Below are 18999 nucleotides of genomic sequence, written 5' to 3'. Positions count from 1 at the left end.
ACCTCATGTCAAGCACCTCTGTCGCCAAGCCTCTGGTACGGCGCGCATCCCGAAGCGGGTCGCCGCGTCGCAAGTGGACGACCGAGCGGATCGTCTTCACCACGCTCAACACGACGTTCCTGGTGGCGCTCGCGGCGCTCATGATCTACCCGCTGCTGAACACGCTCGCCATCTCGCTGAACGACGGCCAGGACGCCGTCCGTGGCGGGATCGGCATCTGGCCTCGGGTCTTCTCGCTGAGGAACTACGAGGTCGTGCTCAACATGGACACGATCTACCAGGCGTTCTTCATGAGCGTCCTGAAGACCGTCGTGGTCGTGGCGACGAACCTGCTGTTCACGTCGATGCTCGCCTACGCGCTCAGCCGCAAGGAGTTCATCTTCCGCCGCCCGATCACCCTGATCTTCGTGCTGACGCTGTACTTCGACGCCGGGCTGATCCCCAACTACCTGCTCATCAAGGACCTGGGCATGCTGAACAGCTTCCAGGCCTACTGGGTGCCGACGATCATCAGCGCGTTCAACCTGATCATCCTGCGCACGTACATGAAGTCGATCCCCGACGAGATCACCGAGTCGGCGCGGATCGACGGTGCGGGCGAGTTCCGCACGTGGTGGCAGATCATCATGCCGCTGTGCAAGCCCACGCTCGCGGTGGTGGGTCTGTTCGTGGCCGTCGGCAGCTGGAACGCCTGGCTGGACACCCTGCTGTACAACTCGGCGGATCCGGCGTTGTCCACGCTGCAGTACGAGCTGCAGAAGCTGCTGGCGAGCTCGATGAACGCCGGTGCGAACTCCGGGAACCTCGCGGGCAACGCGGCCTCGGCGGGAGGCGGCGGTCAGCTCACCACACCGATCGCGCTGCGGTCGGCGATCACCATGGTGGCGGCGATCCCCATCCTGTTCGTCTACCCGTTCCTGCAGAAGCACTTCGTGTCCGGTCTCATGATCGGCTCCGTGAAGGGCTGAGGGCGTCGGCCTCCCGCACACCGCGGGAGGCCGGTCCGTCCTCACCGACCCGCAGCTCCGCACACCGAGAGGCCCGACCATCTTCCGTTACAACCCCGCGTCGCGACTGTGGCGGGCCATGGACTCGCTCGGCTCCGTCATCGTGATCAGCCTGTTCTGGCTCGTGAGCCTCGGCCTCGTCGTGACGGCGGGAGCAGGAACGGTCGTCGCGTACGAGGTGTGCCGCCGGTACGTCCTCGGCAAGGACGCCGGCCTCTGGGCCGTCGCGACGAAGGCCTGGCGGCAGAGCTGGAGGCAGGCGACCGTCGTCGGCCTGCTGGCCGTCCCGGTCGCGGCCGTCGGCATCCTCACGCTCTCCTACCTGCCCACGCTCGGGCTGCCCGGCGTCCTGGTGCCGCTCATGGTCGTCGGGCTCTTCCTCCTGCTCCTGGTCTTCTGGTGCCTGCCCCTCGTCGCCCGCTTCACCAACCCCACCTGGCGCCAGGTGCGCAACGGGCTCACCTTGGGGCTGACGACGCCCAGCCTGACGTTCCTGCTCGGGATCGCCGTGGTCCTCGGTGGCGTCGCCGTCTGGAACTTCATGCCCGCGGTGTTCGTGGTACCCGGCCTGATCCTCCTGTGGTGGTGCTACCTGCTCGAGAGGTTCTTCGTCGCCCGGGGCTACGTGCAACCGGAGCGGGCGGTGGCGGAGGCCTGACGGTCCCGTCACCCGGAGGTCTGACGCTCCCGTCACTCCAGCGACCAACGAAAGGCACTTGTGACCATCCTGCACGTCACCACCACCGGCTCCGACCGTGCTGACGGATCGGCCGACGCCCCGTTCCGGACCATCAACCGGGCCGCTCGCGCCGCCATGCCGGGCGACACCGTCGCCGTGCACCAAGGCGTGTACCGGGAGTGGGTGAACCCACCGCGCGGCGGCACGGTCGACGCGCCGATCACCTACCAGGCCGCGGTCGGTCCGGACGGGCGCTTCGAGCCCGTCACGATCACCGGTGCCGAGGTGGTCACCGACTGGCGCCCGCACGCCGGCGCCGAGGGCCGCGTCTGGGTGACGGAGGTGCCGAACGCCCTGTTCGGTGAGCGCAACCCGTACGCGGAGCGCATCGGCGGGGACTGGTTCTTCGACCAGGTCAACACGTGGCACACGGGCGAGGTGTACCTCGACGGCAAGTCGATGTACGAGGCGCTGACGCTCGGCGGTGTCGAGCACCCCGAGGTCACCCCGGACTCGCTCGACCCGCAGGGCTCACTGCTGACCTGGTACTGCGAGGTGGGCGAGGACGTCACGACGATCTGGGCGAACTTCGGTGGCGCAGACCCGGCCGGGCACGAGATCGAGATCAACGCGCGCACGCACGTCTTCTGGCCCGCGGCCACGGGCATCGACCACGTGACGGTGCGTGGGTTCACGCTGACGAAGGCCGCCACGCAGTGGGCGCCGCCCACCGCGCTGCAGGAAGGCCTGATCGGCCCGCACTGGTCGAAGGGCTGGGTGATCGAGGACAACACGATCACCGACTCGAAGAACGTCGGCGTCTCGCTCGGCAAGGAGGCCAGCACCGGGCAGAACGAGTGGACCGCGGGGTCCGACGGTGCCAAGGGCGGCACGCAGCGCGAGCGCGAGGTGATCCAACGGGCCCTCGTCCTGCGCGGGCCCGCCGCAGGCGAGCCGCACCCGTGGCACCGGGACCACGTCGGCTCCCACACCGTGCGCCGCAACACCATCCGGGACTGCGAGCAGGCGGGCGTCGTCGGGCATCTGGGGGCGGCGTTCTCGACCATCGCCGACAACCACATCTCGCGCATCCACGTGAAGCGCCAGTGGCACGGCGCCGAGGTGGCCGGCATCAAGCTGCACGCCGCCATCGACACGGTGATCAGCGGGAACACGATCCATCACACGCACCGCGCGCTGTGGCTCGACTGGCAGGCCCAGGGCACCCTGGTGCGGCGCAACGTGTTCTACGCCTCGACCGCCGAGGACTTCATGGTCGAGGTCTGCCACGGCCCGTACCTCGTGGACTCGAACCTCTTCCTGTCCCCGTGGTCCGTCAAGGACATGTCCACCGGCGGCGCCTACGTGCACAACTACATCGCGGGGCGCATCGCGAACTGCACCGAGCATCAGCGCTACACCCCATACCACGTCCCGCATTCCACGGCCGTCTTCGGGGTCTCGAACATCCTCGGCGGCGACGACCGGTTCTACAACAACGTCTTCGTCGGCGACCGCGCCACGGGCGGACGGTCCCAACCGGACGCACAGGCGGAGCCGGCGCTCGCCAGCTTCTGGTCCGGCGCGATCGACATGGACGGCGTGCCCGGCCGGGCGACCTTCGTGCCGACCCCCGTCGGCACCTCGCAGTACGACGCCTACCCGACGTCGCAGGAGTACCCGAACGAGCGCGGCAGCGACCTGGCCGGCCCACGGCTGCCGGTCTGGGTCGAGGGCAACCTCTACGCGGACGGCGCCGAGCCGTTCCGCGGGGAGCAGGGGGCCCTCGTGCTCGGCACGTCACCGGTGCGCGTCGAGGTGGTCGACGCCGAAGCCGGGACCGTCCGCGTCGACGTGGACGACGCAGGCGACATCGACGTCGTCGCCCCGGTGACGACCGCGCGTCTCGGCACGAGCTACCAGGCCGAGATGCCCTGGACCCACCCCGACGGGTCCGACCTGGACCTGAGCGTCGACGTCTTCGGGATCCCACGGGACCGGGTCGTCCCCGGCCCGTTCGCCGCATCGGGACCCATGACTCGGATCCTTGCCGCCCCGGGCCCGGCCGGGGCGCGATGATCTGACGGTTCCGGTACGACTGGAGGTCGCGCGCGATCGGGGAGGTGTGGCCGCCCCGCGGCCGACCTCGCAGGGTCGCGCGTCCGACGGGAGGTGGGCAGGTGCGTCGTCCCGGACCCGGCACGCTGGCGTGGGCCGAGGAGTTCCACGGCCGACCCGGAGACCCGCCGGACCCGCGCGTGTGGCGCCACGAGACCGGCGCCGGTGGCTGGGGCGACGAGCAGCTGCAGCGCTACACCGCGGAGCCGTCGAACGCGCACCTCACGTCCGCCGGCCACCTCGCGCTGACCGCGCGCCACGAGGCGGACGGCGACATCACCTCGGCGCGGCTCGTCACCAAGGACGCGTTGACCGTGGAGTACGGCCGTGTCGAGGCGCGGATCCGGCTCCCGCACGGGACGGGTGTGTGGCCGGCGTTCTGGATGCTGGGCGCCGACATCGACGCGGTCGGCTGGCCCGCGTGCGGGGAGATCGACGTCATGGAGCACGTCGGCTCCGACCCGTTCGCCGTGCACGGGACGGTGCACGGGCCCGGGTACAGCGGCATCGGCGGCGGTGTCGGCGGCGCCTTCCGCGCCGCCCGGCCCTTGGCGGAGGCGTTCCACACGTTCGGCGTGACGTGGTCGCCCGACGAGGTCCGGTGGCACGTCGACGGCACCGAGTACTTCCGGTGCGGCCCGGGCGACGTCGCCGGGCCGTGGCCGTTCCGTCACCCGTTCTTCCTGCTGCTCAACGTGGCGGTGGGCGGCCGCTGGCCCGGGAACTCCACTGACGGCCTCCGGCTGCCGGCGACGATGCTGGTCGACCGGGTCCGGGTGTACGACGGCGCCGTGAGCCGCGAACCACCGTCCGGGTGAGGATGGCCGCGTGTCGCCTTCCGACGGAGAGGGACCATGGAACCCTGAGCCGGTCGCGACTCGACGAGGAGGACGGCGGATGGTGGCAGGGCCGGTCCTGGTGGTCGGTGCGGGGCCCGGTGGGCTCGCGGTGGCGGCCGCGCTGCGGGCGAGGGGTGTGGACGCGCTGGTCGTCGAGCGGTCCGACGCGGTCGGCGCCTCGTGGCGGCGGCACTACGACCGCCTGCACCTGCACACGACCCGCCGGCTGTCACGGCTCCCGGGCCTCGCGATCCCGCGCGAGCACGGGCGGTGGGTCGCGCGCGACGACGTCGTGCGCTACCTCGAGCAGTACGCAGCGCACCACCGGCTGCGGGTGCGGACGGGGGTCGAGGTCGCGCGGGTCGAGCCGACGGACGACGGCGGCTGGCGGCTGCGCACGACGGGCGGCGAGTCGATCGAGGGCAGCGCGGTCGTCGTCGCGACGGGGTACAACCACACGCCCGTACCGCCGGCGTGGCCGGGCGTCGAGGACTTCCCCGGCGAGGTCGTGCACGCGTCGTCGTACCGGAACGCGCAGCCGTACCGCGGGCGGGACGTGCTCGTCGTCGGCGTCGGGAACACGGGCGCCGAGATCGCCGTCGACCTCACCGAAGGGGGAGCGGGTCGGGTGCGGCTCGCGGTGCGGACCGCGCCGCACATCGTGCGGAGGTCGACCTTCGGCTGGCCGGCGCAGGCGACCGGCATCCTCGTCCGGCACCTGCCCGTGCCGCTCGTCGACGCGACGGCCCGGCTGATCGCGCGCGTCGAGGTGCCGGACCTGTCGTCGTACGGCCTGCCCCGCCCGGCGACCGGTCTGTACTCCCGCGTGCACGAGGGGTCGGTTCCGCTGCAGGACGTCGGGCTCATCGCCGGGGTGCGGGCCCGCAGGATCGAGCCCGTCGCGGCCGTCGAGTCGTTCGAAGGGGACAAGGTCGTCCTCGCCGACGGGACGCGCGTCGCACCCGAGGTCGTCATCGCGGCGACGGGCTACCGACGGGGACTGGAGCCGCTCGTCGGGCACCTCGGGGTCCTCGACGACCGCGGGCTGCCGCGCACGCACGGCCCGCGCGCCGCGCGGCCGGGCCTCTACTTCACCGGGTACACCAACCCGATCAGCGGCATGTTCCGGGAGCTGCGGATCGACGCGGTGCGGATCGCCCGGGCGGTGGCGCGGGCGACAGCCTGACGACGAGGTCGGCGCCGGCGCTCGTCGCGGAGCTGCGCGCCGTCCGGGCCGGCTGGGAGTCGACGGTCAAGGCTCGGTCGGACTCGGCGGTCTGGCCCCTCATGGACCTCGTCCTGCGGCAGCCGGTCGTCAACACGGCCGTCGTCCAGCACGAGCTCGGCATCTCGCAGCTTGCGGTGCCCTGAGCCGGTCTCAGTCGTCGATCTCCGCGAGCCCCTGCCGGTCCAGCTCGGCGACGTGCTCCTTCATCGCGCGGACCTGCTCGGGCGGGTGGCCGACCCAGTCGAGCAGCTCGCCGACGACGCGGACCGGGTCCTTCGTGCGGTACGAGCGTGTCGGGTTTCCGGGGAACCGCTTGTCCGTGACGTTCGGGTCGTCCTCGAGGTCGCCCGTCGGCTCGACGACGTAGATCCGGCCGCGGCCCTCGCCGTCGGCGAGCTCCGCGCCCCACGTCGCCGCGTCGAGCGTCATCGTCACGTAGACGTGCCCGGCCGTCCGGCCGCCGCCGAAGTTCGAGCGGCGGCCGGGCAGAAGGAGGTCGCCCACTGCCAGGTCGGCCTTCGTGCCGTGGAGGTAGGCGCCGGACTCGTGGACCTCGAACGGTGTCGGGACGCCGGTCACCGGTGCGCCGGCCGCCTCATCCGTCGTCGCCCTCGGCCGGTTGCTGTGAGTGCTGCCGCTGGTCGGGGTGCTGCGTGGCCTCTTCGCCCGCGTCGGCGCCCTCGGCGGGCTCGCTCGGGTGCTCGCGGATTGCGTCCTCGCTCATCGGTGCTCCTTTCGACCCCTCGATCATGCGCGTGATGAGCGAGCACGTCGCGTCGGCGGATCAGTGGGGGCCGTAGCGCAGGACGGCGCGCGACTCGTCGGCGGAGAACTCGCAACCGACGGCCGTGCCGTGCTCGTTCACGGCCGTGAGCACGGTCGTGTCGCCGGCGACGACCGGTCGCACCGGCCGGACCGGACCGGCGCCGTCGCGCCAGAATCCCTGCTGCGGGCCGCCCACCGGCGCGAGGTTCCCGACCACCCGACCGCGGTCGTTGACGTCGGCGGCGAGCGCGAGGACGGCTCCGTCGACGTCGACGGGCACGGGGCCCTGCCCCAGGAGCCAGCGGACGGCACGCATCGACCCGCCCGGGCTCGCGGAGTAGCTGTACCCGACGGCGTCGCCGCGGTTGTTGATCGCGGCGGCGAGGCTGTGGCCGCCGAGCGTGCCGAGCTGCGTGAGGTTGCCGTCGGGCGTCCAGACGACGGCCCGCTGCGTCGCGGCTCCCTCCCACGCGTACCCGGAGACGAGCCCGGCGTCGTTGACATCGGACGCACCGGCGTTGCCGCTGAGGCCCGGCAGGACGTGCATCACGCCGGCACGCCAGACGAAGGCGTGGGTCGGTCCGCCGAAGCTCCCGGACGTGCCGACGACGACGCCGCGTTCGTTGAGGCCGGTCGCGTACGAGTAGGTGTCGGCCGGGTCGGCCACCCCGAGCCGGACCACGGAGCGTCCGTCCCAGAGCGCGGCGACGCCGCCGGCCGTGCCGGCGATCTGGCCCTGGTCGTTGATGCGCGACGCCGTGTCGAGCCCGCGCGGGAGCGGGTACGTGCGGCCCTGCCGGTACACGTGCGTGTCGGTGACGACCACGCCGAGCCCGTTGACGTCCCGCGCGCACTCGGCGATGCCGAGGTCCTGCAGGACCGGGTCGTCGGTGCGTCCGGCCCGTGCCGGTGTCGCGAGGCCCACCAGCGACAGGCCCATCACCGACAGGCCTACCAGCGACAGGCTCACCAGCGACATGCCGAGCGGCGGGCCCGCCAAGGCGGCCGCCCGGCCGGCAGTCACGCGCGTGCGCCAACGGATCCTCATGGTGTGCCCCCTGTCCGCGGCGGCCGCGCACGACGCAGGCTGCGTCGTGGGTGTCGCCGCCGCGCCCTCGATCGTGCGTCGACGGACGATCCGGACACAACGGACCGCGGTGATGTTCATCTGCTCGACGCGCGGCGCGCCGCGTTGTCACGAGCACCGGTCGGCCGCACCTACGCTGTGCGGCGATGATCACTCGTGCCGAAGCGGCGTACCTGGGCGCCGTCCGGGCATTCCAGAACCCGATGCTGGATCTGCTCCACAAACGGCACGCCCCGCTCGTCGTGTCGCTGCTGTCCGCGGTGTTCACCGCGGAGCGCCCGACGGTCGTCGTGGCGGACGCCCACACCGAGATCGCGGACGCGCTCGACCAGCTCCGGGCGGCCGGGTACGAGGACAGCCTCCCCGTCGGGACGGCGCGCGACCTGTGCCGGCAGTGGGCGGACGCCGGCTGGCTCGTCCGGCAGGTGCTCGACGACGACGTCGAGGTGTACCGCCTGTCGGCGCACGCCGTCGGCGCGCTCGAGGTCGCCGGTCGGGCGGGCGGGGCGCGGGCGCGGGTCTCGCAGTCGCGGCTGCGCACGATGCTCGACGCGGTCGAGCGGCTCGCGCAGGACGCCGACCCGGACGCGCTCGTCCGGATGGCGCGCCTCGACGGCGAGATCAAGCGGTTGCAGAAGGAGCTGGACCGCATCCAGCGGACGGGCAAGGTCGACGAGGTCGACGACGAGCAGCTGCTCGAGGAGGCCGAGAACGTCCTGCACCTGGCACGCGAGCTGCCGGCGGACTTCGCGCGCGTCGCGGAGTCGATCAAGGCGATGCAGCGCGACGTCGTCACGGCGCTGCGACAGGACGAGCGCCCGACGGGTGAGGTGTTGCGCGAGTACCTCGAGCGGGGCGAGCACGTCATGGAGTCGACGACCGAGGGGCGGGCGTTCGCGGGCGCGCTGCGGCTGATCGGCGACCCGCAGCGGCTCGACGAGCTGTCCACCCAGCTCGGCACCGTGCTGCGGCACCGGTTCACGCGCAGGCTGGCGGCGCAGCAGCGCACCGAGCTCGCCGAGATCGCGCGGCGGATCGAGCAGGGCATCGACCTCGTCTTCACCGCGCAGCGCGAGGCGTCGTACGTGATCACCGCGCAGGTGCGCAACCACGACCCGCTGCGTGACCGGCAGGTCGACGAGCTGCTGCGCGACGTCATGACGGGGCTGCAGCAGTGGATGGCCGACGCGCGGCGCGGCCAGAGCGTCGACCCGTTGCGGCGCCTGCCCGTCGCGGAGGTCGACCACCTGCGCCAGACCCCCGGTGACCTCCGCCCGCCGCAGCAGCCCGCGCCCTTGCCCGAGTGGGACGACGGCGGCGCGGACGTGTCGCACGACGAGGCGCGCGCGTGGGGCGGCCCGCACTACGCCGAGCTGGCTGAGCTGCTCGCGGGTTTCGGCGACGCCGAGGTCGACCTCGCCGAGGTGTTCGCCGCCGGACCGGAGGCGCTGCGCCGGCCGGTCGACCTGCTGGGCCTGCTGGAGATCGCGGACCACCAGGGCATGACGGAGACGGGCGAGCTCGCGTTCGTCGACGCGGTCCGGCCCGACGGGACGCGGCGACGGTTCGCGTTCGGCGGCGTCACGACACGTGCGGCGGCCGCCGCACCGACGAAGGAACAGACCGATGAGTGAGACCACCGTGGCCGACGAGCAGGAGACCGGGTTCATCGCGCCGGTCCCGATGGAGGAGGATCCCGCCGAGCTGTTCGCGGGCGACTCCGGCACGCTCGACGCCGAGGTCCGCACCGTCCTGGTCCGCCTGCTGCAGCGCCGGTTCCTGCTCGCCGACCGCAACCGCGCCCAGTGGCGCACGCTGCTCGAGAACCAGCAGGTCATCGAGTCGCGCCTGCACGACCTGTTCGTGCACCTCGTCGTCGACCACGAGCGCGGCGTCGCGTACAAGCGGCAGGTCCGCTCCGCCGAGCTGGACGTGCCCGTGCTGCTGCGCGACGAGGCGTACTCGCGTGCCGAGACGCTGGTGCTCGTCCACCTGCGCACGCTGTTCCAGCGCGAGCAGGGCTCGGGGGAGACGTCGGTGCGGGTCGACGTCGAGGAGATCGAGCGGACCGCGCTCACGTACTTCGACCCCGACGACACGAACCTCGCGGCGAACCAGCGGGAGATCCGGGCGGCCGTGACGCGGCTCGCGAAGGAAGGGCTCATCGACGAGGAGTCGGAGGGGCGGTTCCGCGTGACGCCGCTCGTCGAGGTGGTGCTGAGCAACGAGCGGCTCGGCGAGCTGCGCGGGTGGCTGGCCGAGCAGCGTGGGACGGGCACGGAGCAGACGCAGGAGTCCGCACGATGACGATGATCGACACCCTGTTCGGCCTGATCCCGGCCGCGTCGACCGGGCAGCAGTGGGTCGCGCGCGACCTGCAGCTCGTCAACTGGGGCGGGTACGACGGCCACCACCGGGTGCGCCTCGCGTCGACCGCGACGCTGCTCTCGGGCGGCTCGGGGTCCGGCAAGTCGACGCTGATGGACGCGTACATCGCGCTGCTCATGCCGCACACGACGCCGTTCAACGGCGCGTCGAACGGCGGTGTCGTCGGGCGGCCGCGTGGCAAGGACCAGCGCAACATCCTGTCCTACGCGCGCGGCAAGGTCGACGAGTCCCGCACCGAGGACGGCACCCGGCAGCGGGTGCTGCGCCGGGACGGCCGGGACACGTGGTCGGCGATCGCGATGACGTGGGTCGACCAGTCCGGCACCGAGTTCACGGCCGTGCGGGCCTGGTACGTCCCGTCGGCGGCACGCACCCTCGATGACGTCGTGCCGGTCCGGGCGACGTTCGAGGGGGCGTTCGACGTCCGCGCTCTGGAACCTGCCGCGGCCCAGCGTCTCGCTCGGGCGGCGGTCACCGGCACGGGCCTGACACCGTTCGACACCGACCGCGACTTCACCGCGCGGCTGTACTCGACGCTCGGCATCGGCGCGTCGGGCGACGGCAGCAAGGCCGTCGCGCTGCTCGGCCGCATCCAGGCCGGTCAGCAGATCACGACGGTCGACGCGCTCTACAAGGCGATGGTGCTCGAGGAGCCCGACACGTTCGAGACGGCCGACGCGGTCGTCGAGCAGTTCGACAAGCTCAGCGGCACCCGCGAGCAGATGATCACCGCGCGCCAGCAGGTCAAGGCGCTCGAGCCGATCCGGGAGCACCGGGCGTCGATCGAGGAGGCGAGCGCCCGCCTGCGGGTGGTCGAGGAGATCGGCACGTTCGACGACGCCGCGTCGCCGGCGGCGCTGTGGCGGCACGAGCGGCGGCTCGGCCTGCTGCGGTCGGTCGAGCAGGACCTGCAACGGCGCCACCAGCAGGCGCAGCACACCGCGATCGAGACCACGGGTCGTATCACCGCGGCGAAGGCCGAGCTCGACGGCGTCAAGGAGACCCTGTGGTCGTCGGGCGGCGACCGCCTGGCCACCGCGCAGCGCGAGCTCAAGGGCGTCGAGGCGCGGCTCGACGAGGTCACGCGGGCACGTGCCCGCCTGGACGACGCGCTGCGCACCGCGCTCGACACGTCCGTCACGACCGAGTCGGCGCTCGCGGAGCTCACCGCCCGTGCGCGCGTCGCGCTGCAGGACACCGAGCTCAAGGCCACCGCACGGCAGTCGCTGTTCGACGCGCTGTCCGAGAAGAAGGAGGCGTCTGCCGACCTCGCCGAGCTGCGTGCCGAGCGCGCGGCCGTCACGCGGCGCCGCGACAACATCCCCGGCGACCTGCACGCCGCCCGGGCGGCCCTCGCGCAGGCCGCGGGTCTCACGCCGGACGACCTGCCGTTCGTCGCCGAGCTCGTCGAGGTCCGCACCGAGCACGAGCCGTGGCGCGACGCGTTCAACCTGGCCCTGGGCGGCTTCGCGACACGCATCCTGCTCGACGCCGCGCACCTCGGCGCGTTCCGCAAGGCGATCGACGCGGTGCCGACGGCCCGCCGGATCCGGTTCGAGGGCGTCCCGACCGGCCTGCGCGACGACGTCGGGCTCGACGCCCGGACCCTGCCCGGGCGGCTCGACTTCCGCAGCGGCCCGTTCACCGGGTGGTTGCGCAGCGAGCTCGCCCGGCGCTTCGCGTACGTGTGCGTCGACACCCCCGGCGAGCTGTCCCAGCACGCGAAGGCCCTGACGCGCTCGGGCCAGGTGTCCGAGGGGACGCAGGGCGCGCACGGCGGGCAGGGGCACGCGAACGTCCTCGGCTTCACGAACACGCGCCGGCTCGCGCACCTCGACGCCCAGCTCACGCGCGCCGAGGAGCGGCTCGCGCTCGCCGAGCGGCAGGTCGTCGACGCCGAGCAGGAGCTCGACGGCCACGAGGCGCGGCTGCGCGCGTACGCCGCGCTCGTGGAGGTCACGTGGGACCAGGTCGACGTCGCGTCCGTCGAGGCCGAGCAGGCCCGGTGGACGCAGGTGATCGACGACGTCCTGGGCGGCAACCCGGAGGTCACCCGGCTGCAGCGCCGCACCGTCGAGCTCGAGACGACGATCCGGACCCTGACGGAGGAGCTCGGGCGCACCAAGGGCACCGCGGAGCAGCTCGCCGAGCGCTGGTCGGCGACGACGGACGAGGTCGACGTCGCGCAGCGGGCGCTCGACGACGCGCAGGACGCCGGCACCACCGTCGGTGCGGAGCAGCGGGCGTACCTCGACGGCCTGCTCGCGACGGACGTCGCGGTCGAGTCGCTCGAGGCCTTCGACGCCGTCCTGGCACGGGCGAACGACGTGCTGCGGGCCGACCGTCAGGCTGCCCAGCAGTCCATCGGCGCCGCACGCGACGCGCTGCGTCGCACGTTCGAGACGTTCGTCGAGCGATGGCCCGACCCGAACCTCGGCACGGACCCCGACGCGTCGTTCGGCGACTTCGAGCGGATCCTCACCACGCTCGAGACGAACGGCCTGCACGAGCTCGAGGCCGAGTGGCGCAAGAGCCTGCTGCGCCTGTCCGGCAACGACCTCACCGACCTGCACAACGCGCTCAGTCGGTCCGTCCGGGAGATCAAGGAGCGGATCCGCCCGGTCAACGACATCCTCGCGGACCTGCCGTTCGCCGACGACGACCACCGGCTGCGCATCGACGCGCGCGACACCCAGTCGACCGTCGTCCTGAAGTTCCGCAAGGAGCTGCGCGACCTGCGCGAGCTGCTCTCGACCGAGGCGACCGATGCCGAGCGCGAGCGCCGCTACGTGCGGATGGCCAAGGTCATCGACCGGATCCGCCGCACCGCGCCGGACTTCGCCGACCTCGTCGACGTGCGTCGCCACGTGCGGCTCAGCGCCGAGAAGGTCGACCTCGACGGCCGGCACGTCGCGCTGTACGACCACATCGGCGAGAAGTCCGGCGGCGAGTCGCAGGAGCTCGTCGCGTTCATCGTCGGCGCCGCACTGCGCTACCAGCTCGGCGACGCCGGTGCCGAACGGCCCCGCTACGCGCCCGTGTTCCTCGACGAGGCGCTCATCAAGGCCGACGCCCGGTTCACCGGCCGCGCCGTCGGGGCGTGGCGCGGGCTCGGGTTCCAGCTCGTCATCGGTGCGCCCAACGACAAGTTCGGGGCGCTCGAGCCGCACGTCGACGTGAAGTACGTGGTGCTCAAGGACGCGTCGGGCCGGTCGCGGACCAAGCCGGTCGCGGGAGTTCCGTCCGACGCGTAGCCCGGCCGGCTGTCGGCTCACGGGCAGGTCGCGGGGGTCGACACGGCGACGGCGGCGCGCGGGCGCTAGCGCCGGGCCCCGCTCTCGACGCGTGCGCGGTGCACGGCTCGCCGGTGCACGACCGACCAGGTGACGAGACCCGCGACCACGGACACGGGTGCCCACAGCCACCGGGTCACGGGCACGAACAGGATGTTCGTCACGAGGACCACGCAGTCGCCGCCGCTCGGGCAGCTCCCGACCCGGCCGACCGGCGCGAGCAGTGCCGCCGTGACGCCGGCGATCGCCACCGCGGCGACGCTCGCGCGGCCCAGGCCAGCCCTTGTCGCCACACGCACCTCCGAACGGACGCCGTCGAGAGAGAGTTTGGGGGATCCGGGCGCCGTCGCGGGTGGGAACGGCGTCACCCGGGCCGGGGAAGGGGTTCCGGCCCGGGCGACTCACCCGATCGGCGTCAGTTCCGGTTGATCGTGAACGTCGTCGTCGTCGTGTTCCTGATGTCCTGCGCGTTGTTGCTCAGCCGCAGGTTGGTGAACGTCGCCGAGCCCACGGCGGGGCCCTGACCGGCCTCCGGCATCTCGTTGACCCAGATGCCGAACCCGGACTTGGCGTCCCAGGCGTCGCCGCTCTTGCGGGCGCCGCTGATCGACACGTTGGTGAACGTCGTGTCGGTGATGGGGTTCTGCGGCTGACCGCCGACGTAGTTCGTCTGGAACATGATCCCGGAGTACGTCGGGTCGACGATGTCGACGTCGCTCACCCGGATGCCCTGGAACTTCTTCGACGCCGAGAACACCCAGATCGCGGGGAACGTCTGGTTGCCCCAGAAGTGGCCGCCGGCCCGGACGATCGAGATGTTCGAGAACGACGTCGGCGCGGCCGAGCCGAACTCGTCCATCGGGTACCCGAAGTCGAGCGAGCTGATCGTGATGCCCGAGTACACGAGGGTGTCCGCGATGTAGATGTTGCGGAACGTGTTCCCGTACCCGCCGTACACGGCCAGGCCCGCGGCGCGCCACGTGACCAGCGACGTGAGGTTCTCGTAGACGTTGCCGGTCTGGCCGGTGCCGCCCGCGTCCGTCGCGGCGAAGAGGGCGAACGAGTCGTCACCGGTGCCGCGCGCCTCGATGTTGGCGACGCGGTTGTTCGCCGACCCGTTGGTCATGTTGATGCCGTCGGCGAACGTGTTCCGGATCCGGGAGTTCGTGATGGACGAGGAGTCCATGTTCGACGCCCAGAACATGCAGATCATGTGCTCGACCCACAGGTCGTCGACCGTCATGTTCGCGACGTTCGTGAAGTCGAGGACCTTGCCGGGTCCGTCGATGCGCGACGTGTAGTTGCCGAAGTACGCGAAGCCGCGGAACTTCGAGCCGTTCGCCGACGCCTCGGATCGGAAGCCGACGTCGGTGTTCTCCTGCGTGGTCGGCGCGTAGAACCGCGTGAACCAGGGGCCGGCGCCGACGATGTCGACGGCCTTGCCGTACACCTGGAACTTGCTCGCGGTGCTGTAGTCGCCCGCAGGCAGGTAGACGCCCTTGATCGCGCCCGTGGTGTCCATGCGGGCCTTGTCGAGCGCGTCCTGGACGGCCTGGTGCGTGAAGCCGGTGGGCTGCACGTACTGGGCGGGGTTCGGGTTGGGGTTCGCGGTGGCGAGCTCGGTGTTGATGAAGTCGATCGTCACCGGCTGCGGGTTGCTCGCGGTGCGCTGGAGTCGGATGGTCGCGCCCGCCGGCACGGTGGTGCCGAGCAGGGTGTTCGCCTCGTCGTAGATGTGGCGGGGTCCTCCCGCTCCCGGCTGGTTGCCCGGGTTGGTCTCGTTGCCGTAGAGCCAGGCGAACCGCGACGTGAGGTCGAGGCGCTTGAGGTACGTGCCGTTGACGAATACGTCGATGCTGCCGTCCAGGCCTGTGCCGCCCGCGCTGTCCGGGATGGAGAAGCGCGTGACCAGCGTGTTCGTCGGGTTCTTGGTGGTCCACTCGACGTACGCGCCGGTGCTCCCCAGGGTCGCCGCGCGGCGGCCCGAGGCCTCGCCCGCGAGGTCGCCGACCGTGCGGTTGGGCCCGATCAGCGTCGCACCGCCGCCCGTGCGGCCGTCCTCCGCCTCGTACATGTCGAACGGCAGGTGCGCGCCGCGCCCGACGAAGATGCCGCCGGTCACGACGTTGTTGCCCTGCTTGCCCGGCACCTCGGTCGAGTCGGCGGCGACCGCGCTGGACACGTCGTACGTCCCGTTGCCCGCAGTCCACGTGCCGAGCGAGACCGTCGCGCTGGTCGCACCCGCGGCGATCGCGCCGCTGACCGAGCCGGTGAGGGTCTTCACGACGGTCCCTGTGGTCGAGTCCTTGATCGTCACCGTCAGGGCGTGCGCGCCCGACGACGTCGCGATGTTGCCGTTGTTCGCGACCGCACCGGTGAACGTGACGACCGCGCCCGAGGCGGGCGTGCTGGGGTTCCAGCTGACGACGGGCACGAGGTCCGAGCTGGCGACCGGCGCCACGACGAGCTTGGTCGGGCTGCTGAACGCGTTGTTCGTCTCGTCCTGCTCGACGACCGTGTTCGCCGGGTCGGCCGAGGCGCCGACCGTGTACGAGCCGGCGGCGCGCGCGCCGATGGTCGCGGTGACGGTCGCGGTGGCGCCGGCGGCGATCGCGCCGACGGATGCCGTGGCGGCGTCCTGGCCGTCGACCTGGAACGTCACGCTCGTGGCCGTCGACGCGACGGTGCCGGCGTTCTTGACCGTCGCGCTCAGCGTGACGGCGGTCGACTCGGTCGGGCTCGCGGGGGAGGACGTGACGCCCGTGACCGTGAGGTCGGGGTTGGGCGCGGGCGTGCCGAGCACCTGCAGCTCGGCGACCTGGCCGTTGCCCGCACCGGTGTTGCCGGTGAACACGAGCCGCACGTCGCTCGCGGTGCCCGTCACGGGGACCGTCACGGTGTTGCCGCTCGACGGGCTGAACGCACGCGCGGCGGACGGCGCGAGCGTGGTGAACGCCCCGGTGCCGGTACGGCCCTGCACCTCGAACGTCTGGGTCCGGTTGCCCCATGCCGCGTCGGGGTTGAGCCTGACGACGACGCCGGAGAGCTGGCTCGCGGACGCGAGGCTGACCGTGAGGGTGCTCGGGTACTGGCCGCCGGCGCCCTCCCAGTAGGTGCTGGTCGAGCCGTCGACGGCATTGGCCGCGACGTACGTCCACTCGGTCGACGACGCGACGATCGGGCGGCTCAGCGCGAGGTTCTGGCCGGTCGGCGTGGTCGGGGTCGGCGTCGGGGTGGTCGGCGTCGGCGTCGGGCCGGCGGTGCCGTGGACCTCGAGCTCGGACAGCTGCCCGGCGGGCCAGCCGGTGTTGGCCGTGATGCTCAGGCGGACGTACCGCACCGAGGTGTCGATGACGTCGACGTCGACGGTGTTCGCGGACGCCGGGTCGAACGTGTAGCCGGCTTGCGCCTTGAGCGTCGTGAAGGTCGAGCCGTTCGTGGAGCCCTGCACCGTGATCGTCTCGGTCCGGGCGCCCCACGCGCCGGTGGGCAGCTTGAGCGTGAGGTCCGTGACCGTGGCGGCAGCGCCGAGGTCGACCTGCACCCATTGCGGGAACTGGTTGTTCGCGGACTCCCAGTACGTGGCCTGGTTGCCGTCGGTGACGTTGGCGGCGCCGTAGACGTCGGTGGTGCTGCTCGCGGTGGCCGGCTTCGCGGCCGCGAGGTTCGGTGGTGCCGCGGCGGCACCCTGCGCGACGAGCGCGAGGCCGAGCGGTGCGACGAGCGCCAGCGTGGCGGCGGCCACGACGGCGTGCCTGACGTTGCTTCTCATGGGTCGTCCTCGTTCTCCCGCCGGGGGCGGGGTCGGGGCCGGGCGCGCGGACCCGATCCGGACCACGGCGACCGAGGACGCACGGGTGCCCGGACGGGCCACGGGGGAGTCGACGCCCCCGCCGGCACGTGCACGGCGATCAATGGCGGATCAGGAGCACCGCTGGTGCGCAGGCAGCGGTCGGAGCGACGCCTCGTGCGAGTGTTGCGGCTTGTAGCACCACTTTGTGCGTGGCAACTGTCGAGTTCTTGCGGCGTCGTGACCAGACGATACGAACGCCGTCCACGCCGAGTCAAGGGCCCGTGCTCGTGCGCGACACGTGGGCGTGACTAGGGCGCGCAGGTGGGACCCGAGGCAGGACGCAGCATGGCGACGGCCGCGGGGAGCTGCCGCCGCGTAGGATCGCGCGGCCGATGCCTGGAAGGACGACGACGTGAGCGCCACCCGCCTGCTGCTGCGCCGTGCGCGCGCGCACGCCGGGCTGCTCGGTCTCGTGCTGCTCCTCGTCACCGTCGTGTCCGCGACCGTCACCGGCATGGTCGCCTCGACGCTCGGCGCGGCCCAGGACACCGCCCGCGACGCGCTGCGTGACCCCGTCGGGGCGTCGTTGCAGATCAGCACACGCCTCGCCGACGACGCCGCCGCGCAGACCGCCGCCGCCGACCGCGCGCTCGCGGACGAGCTCGGCGGGACGCCCACCGTCACCGACCGGACGCTGCGCTCCCTGTCGCTGCCCGTCCAGGTCGGGGGCAGCGCCCCGACCGACGCGCGCCTCGTCCTCGGCAGCGACCCCGGGCTCCGCGAGCACGCGCACCTCGTCGACGGCGCCTGGCCCGCTGCCGGAGACGCCGACGGGACCACGCAGGACCCCGACCGCACGGTGCTGCACGCCGCCGCGGCCCGCGCGCTCGGCGTCGACGTGGGCGACCGGCTGGTCGTCACGGGCGACGGCGGCACCGCCCGCACGCTGCAGGTGGTCGGAACCTGGCTCCCGGACGATCCCGACGCCCTGCGCTGGGCCGGCGAGGGCCTCGTCCACGACGGTGTCGACAGCGCGACCGGGGCGTTCGGCCCGGCGGTCGTCGACGAGGAGGTCCTGGCCGCCGTGCCGGGCATCGACATGGTCCGCTGGACGGTCGTGCCCGACCTCGCGCACGTCCGGCCCGTGGCTCTCGCCGGGCTCGCGGACCGGCTCGACGCGCTCGTCGCCGACGTCGAGCGGGACGTCGGCTCGGGCGGCGTCGCGACGACCGGCGAGCTCCCCACGACCCTGCGCGGCACCGCGACGGCGCTGGCCGCTGTGGCCGCCGTGACGTCGTCGGCGCTCGCCCTGGTCGCCCTGGCCTCCGTCGTCGCCCTTGCGCAGGTCGCGCGGCTGCTCGCAGCCGTCCGGGCGACCGAGACCACCGTGCTGCGCTCGCGCGGGACCAGCGTCCGGCAGCTCACGGTCGCCGCGTCGCTCGAAGCGGCCGCCGTCGCGCTGCCCGCCGTGCTGCTCGGCGCCGTCCTGGCGGCCGTCGTCGTGCCTGCGGTCCGGGACGCCGACGTGCTCGTCCCGGTGGTGCTCGGTGCCGTCGCCGTCGTGGTCGTCGGGACGGCCACGCTCACCCTCGGTGCGCGCGCGGCCGCAGTCCGGGCGGGCGAGCGCACGGATCCGGCCGGACGCACCACCGGGACCGTCACCACGGGGGCTCTCGTGCTGACCCTCCTCGTCGCTGCGCTCGCCGCGTGGCGCCTGCTGCGGACCACGACCGGCACGACGGAACCCGGCGCCGACGTGCCGGCGTGGTCCGGTGCCGACCCGGCGGCCGTCGCTGCCGTCC

The 18999-nt window shown here is 72.7% G+C and carries 14 protein-coding genes; 9 read left to right on the top strand and 5 right to left on the bottom strand.

What is annotated here, in order from left to right:
* Window positions 1-5: 5 nt before the first annotated feature.
* The 5 genes from J7523_RS17760 to J7523_RS17740 all read left to right on the top strand — a co-directional run bounded on the left by J7523_RS17760 (window position 6) and on the right by J7523_RS17740 (window position 5829).
* Entirely contained in the window at window positions 6-968 is a 963-nt protein-coding gene (locus J7523_RS17760; protein ID WP_291889692.1) for a carbohydrate ABC transporter permease, read from the top strand.
* Window positions 969-1086: 118 nt separating this feature from the next.
* On the top strand, window positions 1087-1665 hold the full coding sequence (locus tag J7523_RS17755) for a DUF624 domain-containing protein (RefSeq protein ID WP_291889690.1): 579 nt from the start codon (window positions 1087-1089) through the stop codon (window positions 1663-1665).
* Window positions 1666-1725: 60 nt separating this feature from the next.
* Complete coding sequence (locus J7523_RS17750) at window positions 1726-3765, top strand: right-handed parallel beta-helix repeat-containing protein (protein WP_291889686.1); 2040 nt, start codon at window positions 1726-1728, stop codon at window positions 3763-3765.
* 101 nt (window positions 3766-3866) lie between these two features.
* Window positions 3867-4622 (top strand): glycoside hydrolase family 16 protein, encoded by a 756-nt coding sequence (locus tag J7523_RS17745; RefSeq protein WP_291889684.1) that lies wholly within the window; start codon window positions 3867-3869, stop codon window positions 4620-4622.
* Between the two features lie 79 nt (window positions 4623-4701).
* Window positions 4702-5829: an NAD(P)/FAD-dependent oxidoreductase gene (locus J7523_RS17740; RefSeq protein ID WP_291889681.1), complete on the top strand. Its 1128-nt coding sequence runs from the start codon at window positions 4702-4704 to the stop codon at window positions 5827-5829.
* Between the two features lie 192 nt (window positions 5830-6021).
* Here the strand turns inward: J7523_RS17740 and arr are convergent, their stop codons facing one another.
* Genes arr through J7523_RS17725 form a run of 3 tightly spaced genes read right to left on the bottom strand, consistent with a single transcriptional unit; the run spans window position 6022 to window position 7684 of the window.
* Complete coding sequence (arr, locus tag J7523_RS17735; protein ID WP_291889678.1) at window positions 6022-6450, bottom strand: NAD(+)--rifampin ADP-ribosyltransferase; 429 nt, start codon at window positions 6448-6450, stop codon at window positions 6022-6024.
* A 16-nt stretch (window positions 6451-6466) separates the two neighbouring features.
* Window positions 6467-6595: a hypothetical protein gene (locus tag J7523_RS17730; RefSeq protein ID WP_291889675.1), complete on the bottom strand. Its 129-nt coding sequence runs from the start codon at window positions 6593-6595 to the stop codon at window positions 6467-6469.
* A gap of 60 nt (window positions 6596-6655) precedes the next feature.
* Window positions 6656-7684 carry a hypothetical protein gene (locus J7523_RS17725; protein ID WP_291889672.1) on the bottom strand — a complete coding sequence of 343 codons (1029 nt, stop codon included), beginning with the start codon at window positions 7682-7684 and terminating at the stop codon, window positions 6656-6658.
* A gap of 185 nt (window positions 7685-7869) precedes the next feature.
* Here J7523_RS17725 and J7523_RS17720 point away from each other — a divergent pair, with 185 nt between their 5' ends.
* From J7523_RS17720 to J7523_RS17710, 3 genes are read left to right on the top strand one after another with little or no spacing between them, the layout of a single operon-like run.
* The gene (locus J7523_RS17720) at window positions 7870-9357 is read left to right on the top strand and encodes a DUF3375 domain-containing protein (protein ID WP_291889669.1); all 1488 of its coding nucleotides are present in this window, start codon (window positions 7870-7872) and stop codon (window positions 9355-9357) included.
* Entirely contained in the window at window positions 9350-10030 is a 681-nt protein-coding gene (locus J7523_RS17715) for a DUF4194 domain-containing protein (protein WP_291889667.1), read from the top strand. Before J7523_RS17720 ends, J7523_RS17715 begins: the two co-directional genes overlap by 8 nt.
* On the top strand, window positions 10027-13365 hold the full coding sequence (locus J7523_RS17710) for an SbcC/MukB-like Walker B domain-containing protein (protein ID WP_291889665.1): 3339 nt from the start codon (window positions 10027-10029) through the stop codon (window positions 13363-13365). Before J7523_RS17715 ends, J7523_RS17710 begins: the two co-directional genes overlap by 4 nt.
* Before the next feature lie 65 nt (window positions 13366-13430).
* Here the strand turns inward: J7523_RS17710 and J7523_RS17705 are convergent, their stop codons facing one another.
* Both J7523_RS17705 and J7523_RS17700 read right to left on the bottom strand, forming a co-directional pair.
* Window positions 13431-13655 carry a hypothetical protein gene (locus tag J7523_RS17705; protein WP_291889663.1) on the bottom strand — a complete coding sequence of 75 codons (225 nt, stop codon included), beginning with the start codon at window positions 13653-13655 and terminating at the stop codon, window positions 13431-13433.
* A gap of 164 nt (window positions 13656-13819) precedes the next feature.
* Window positions 13820-17176 (bottom strand): discoidin domain-containing protein, encoded by a 3357-nt coding sequence (locus tag J7523_RS17700; protein ID WP_291889661.1) that lies wholly within the window; start codon window positions 17174-17176, stop codon window positions 13820-13822.
* 433 nt (window positions 17177-17609) lie between these two features.
* Between J7523_RS17700 and J7523_RS17695 the strand changes: the two genes are divergently transcribed.
* Window positions 17610-18999, top strand: a 1390-nt coding sequence (locus J7523_RS17695) for a hypothetical protein (RefSeq protein ID WP_291889659.1), incomplete at its 3' end; no start/stop codon positions are given.

Origin of the sequence: Cellulomonas sp., from assembly GCF_017744555.1 — a bacterium.
Classification (GTDB): domain Bacteria; phylum Actinomycetota; class Actinomycetes; order Actinomycetales; family Cellulomonadaceae; genus Cellulomonas.
The sequence above is the reverse complement of the archived record's forward strand: the minus strand, read 5'-3'. Positions and strand labels throughout refer to the sequence as shown.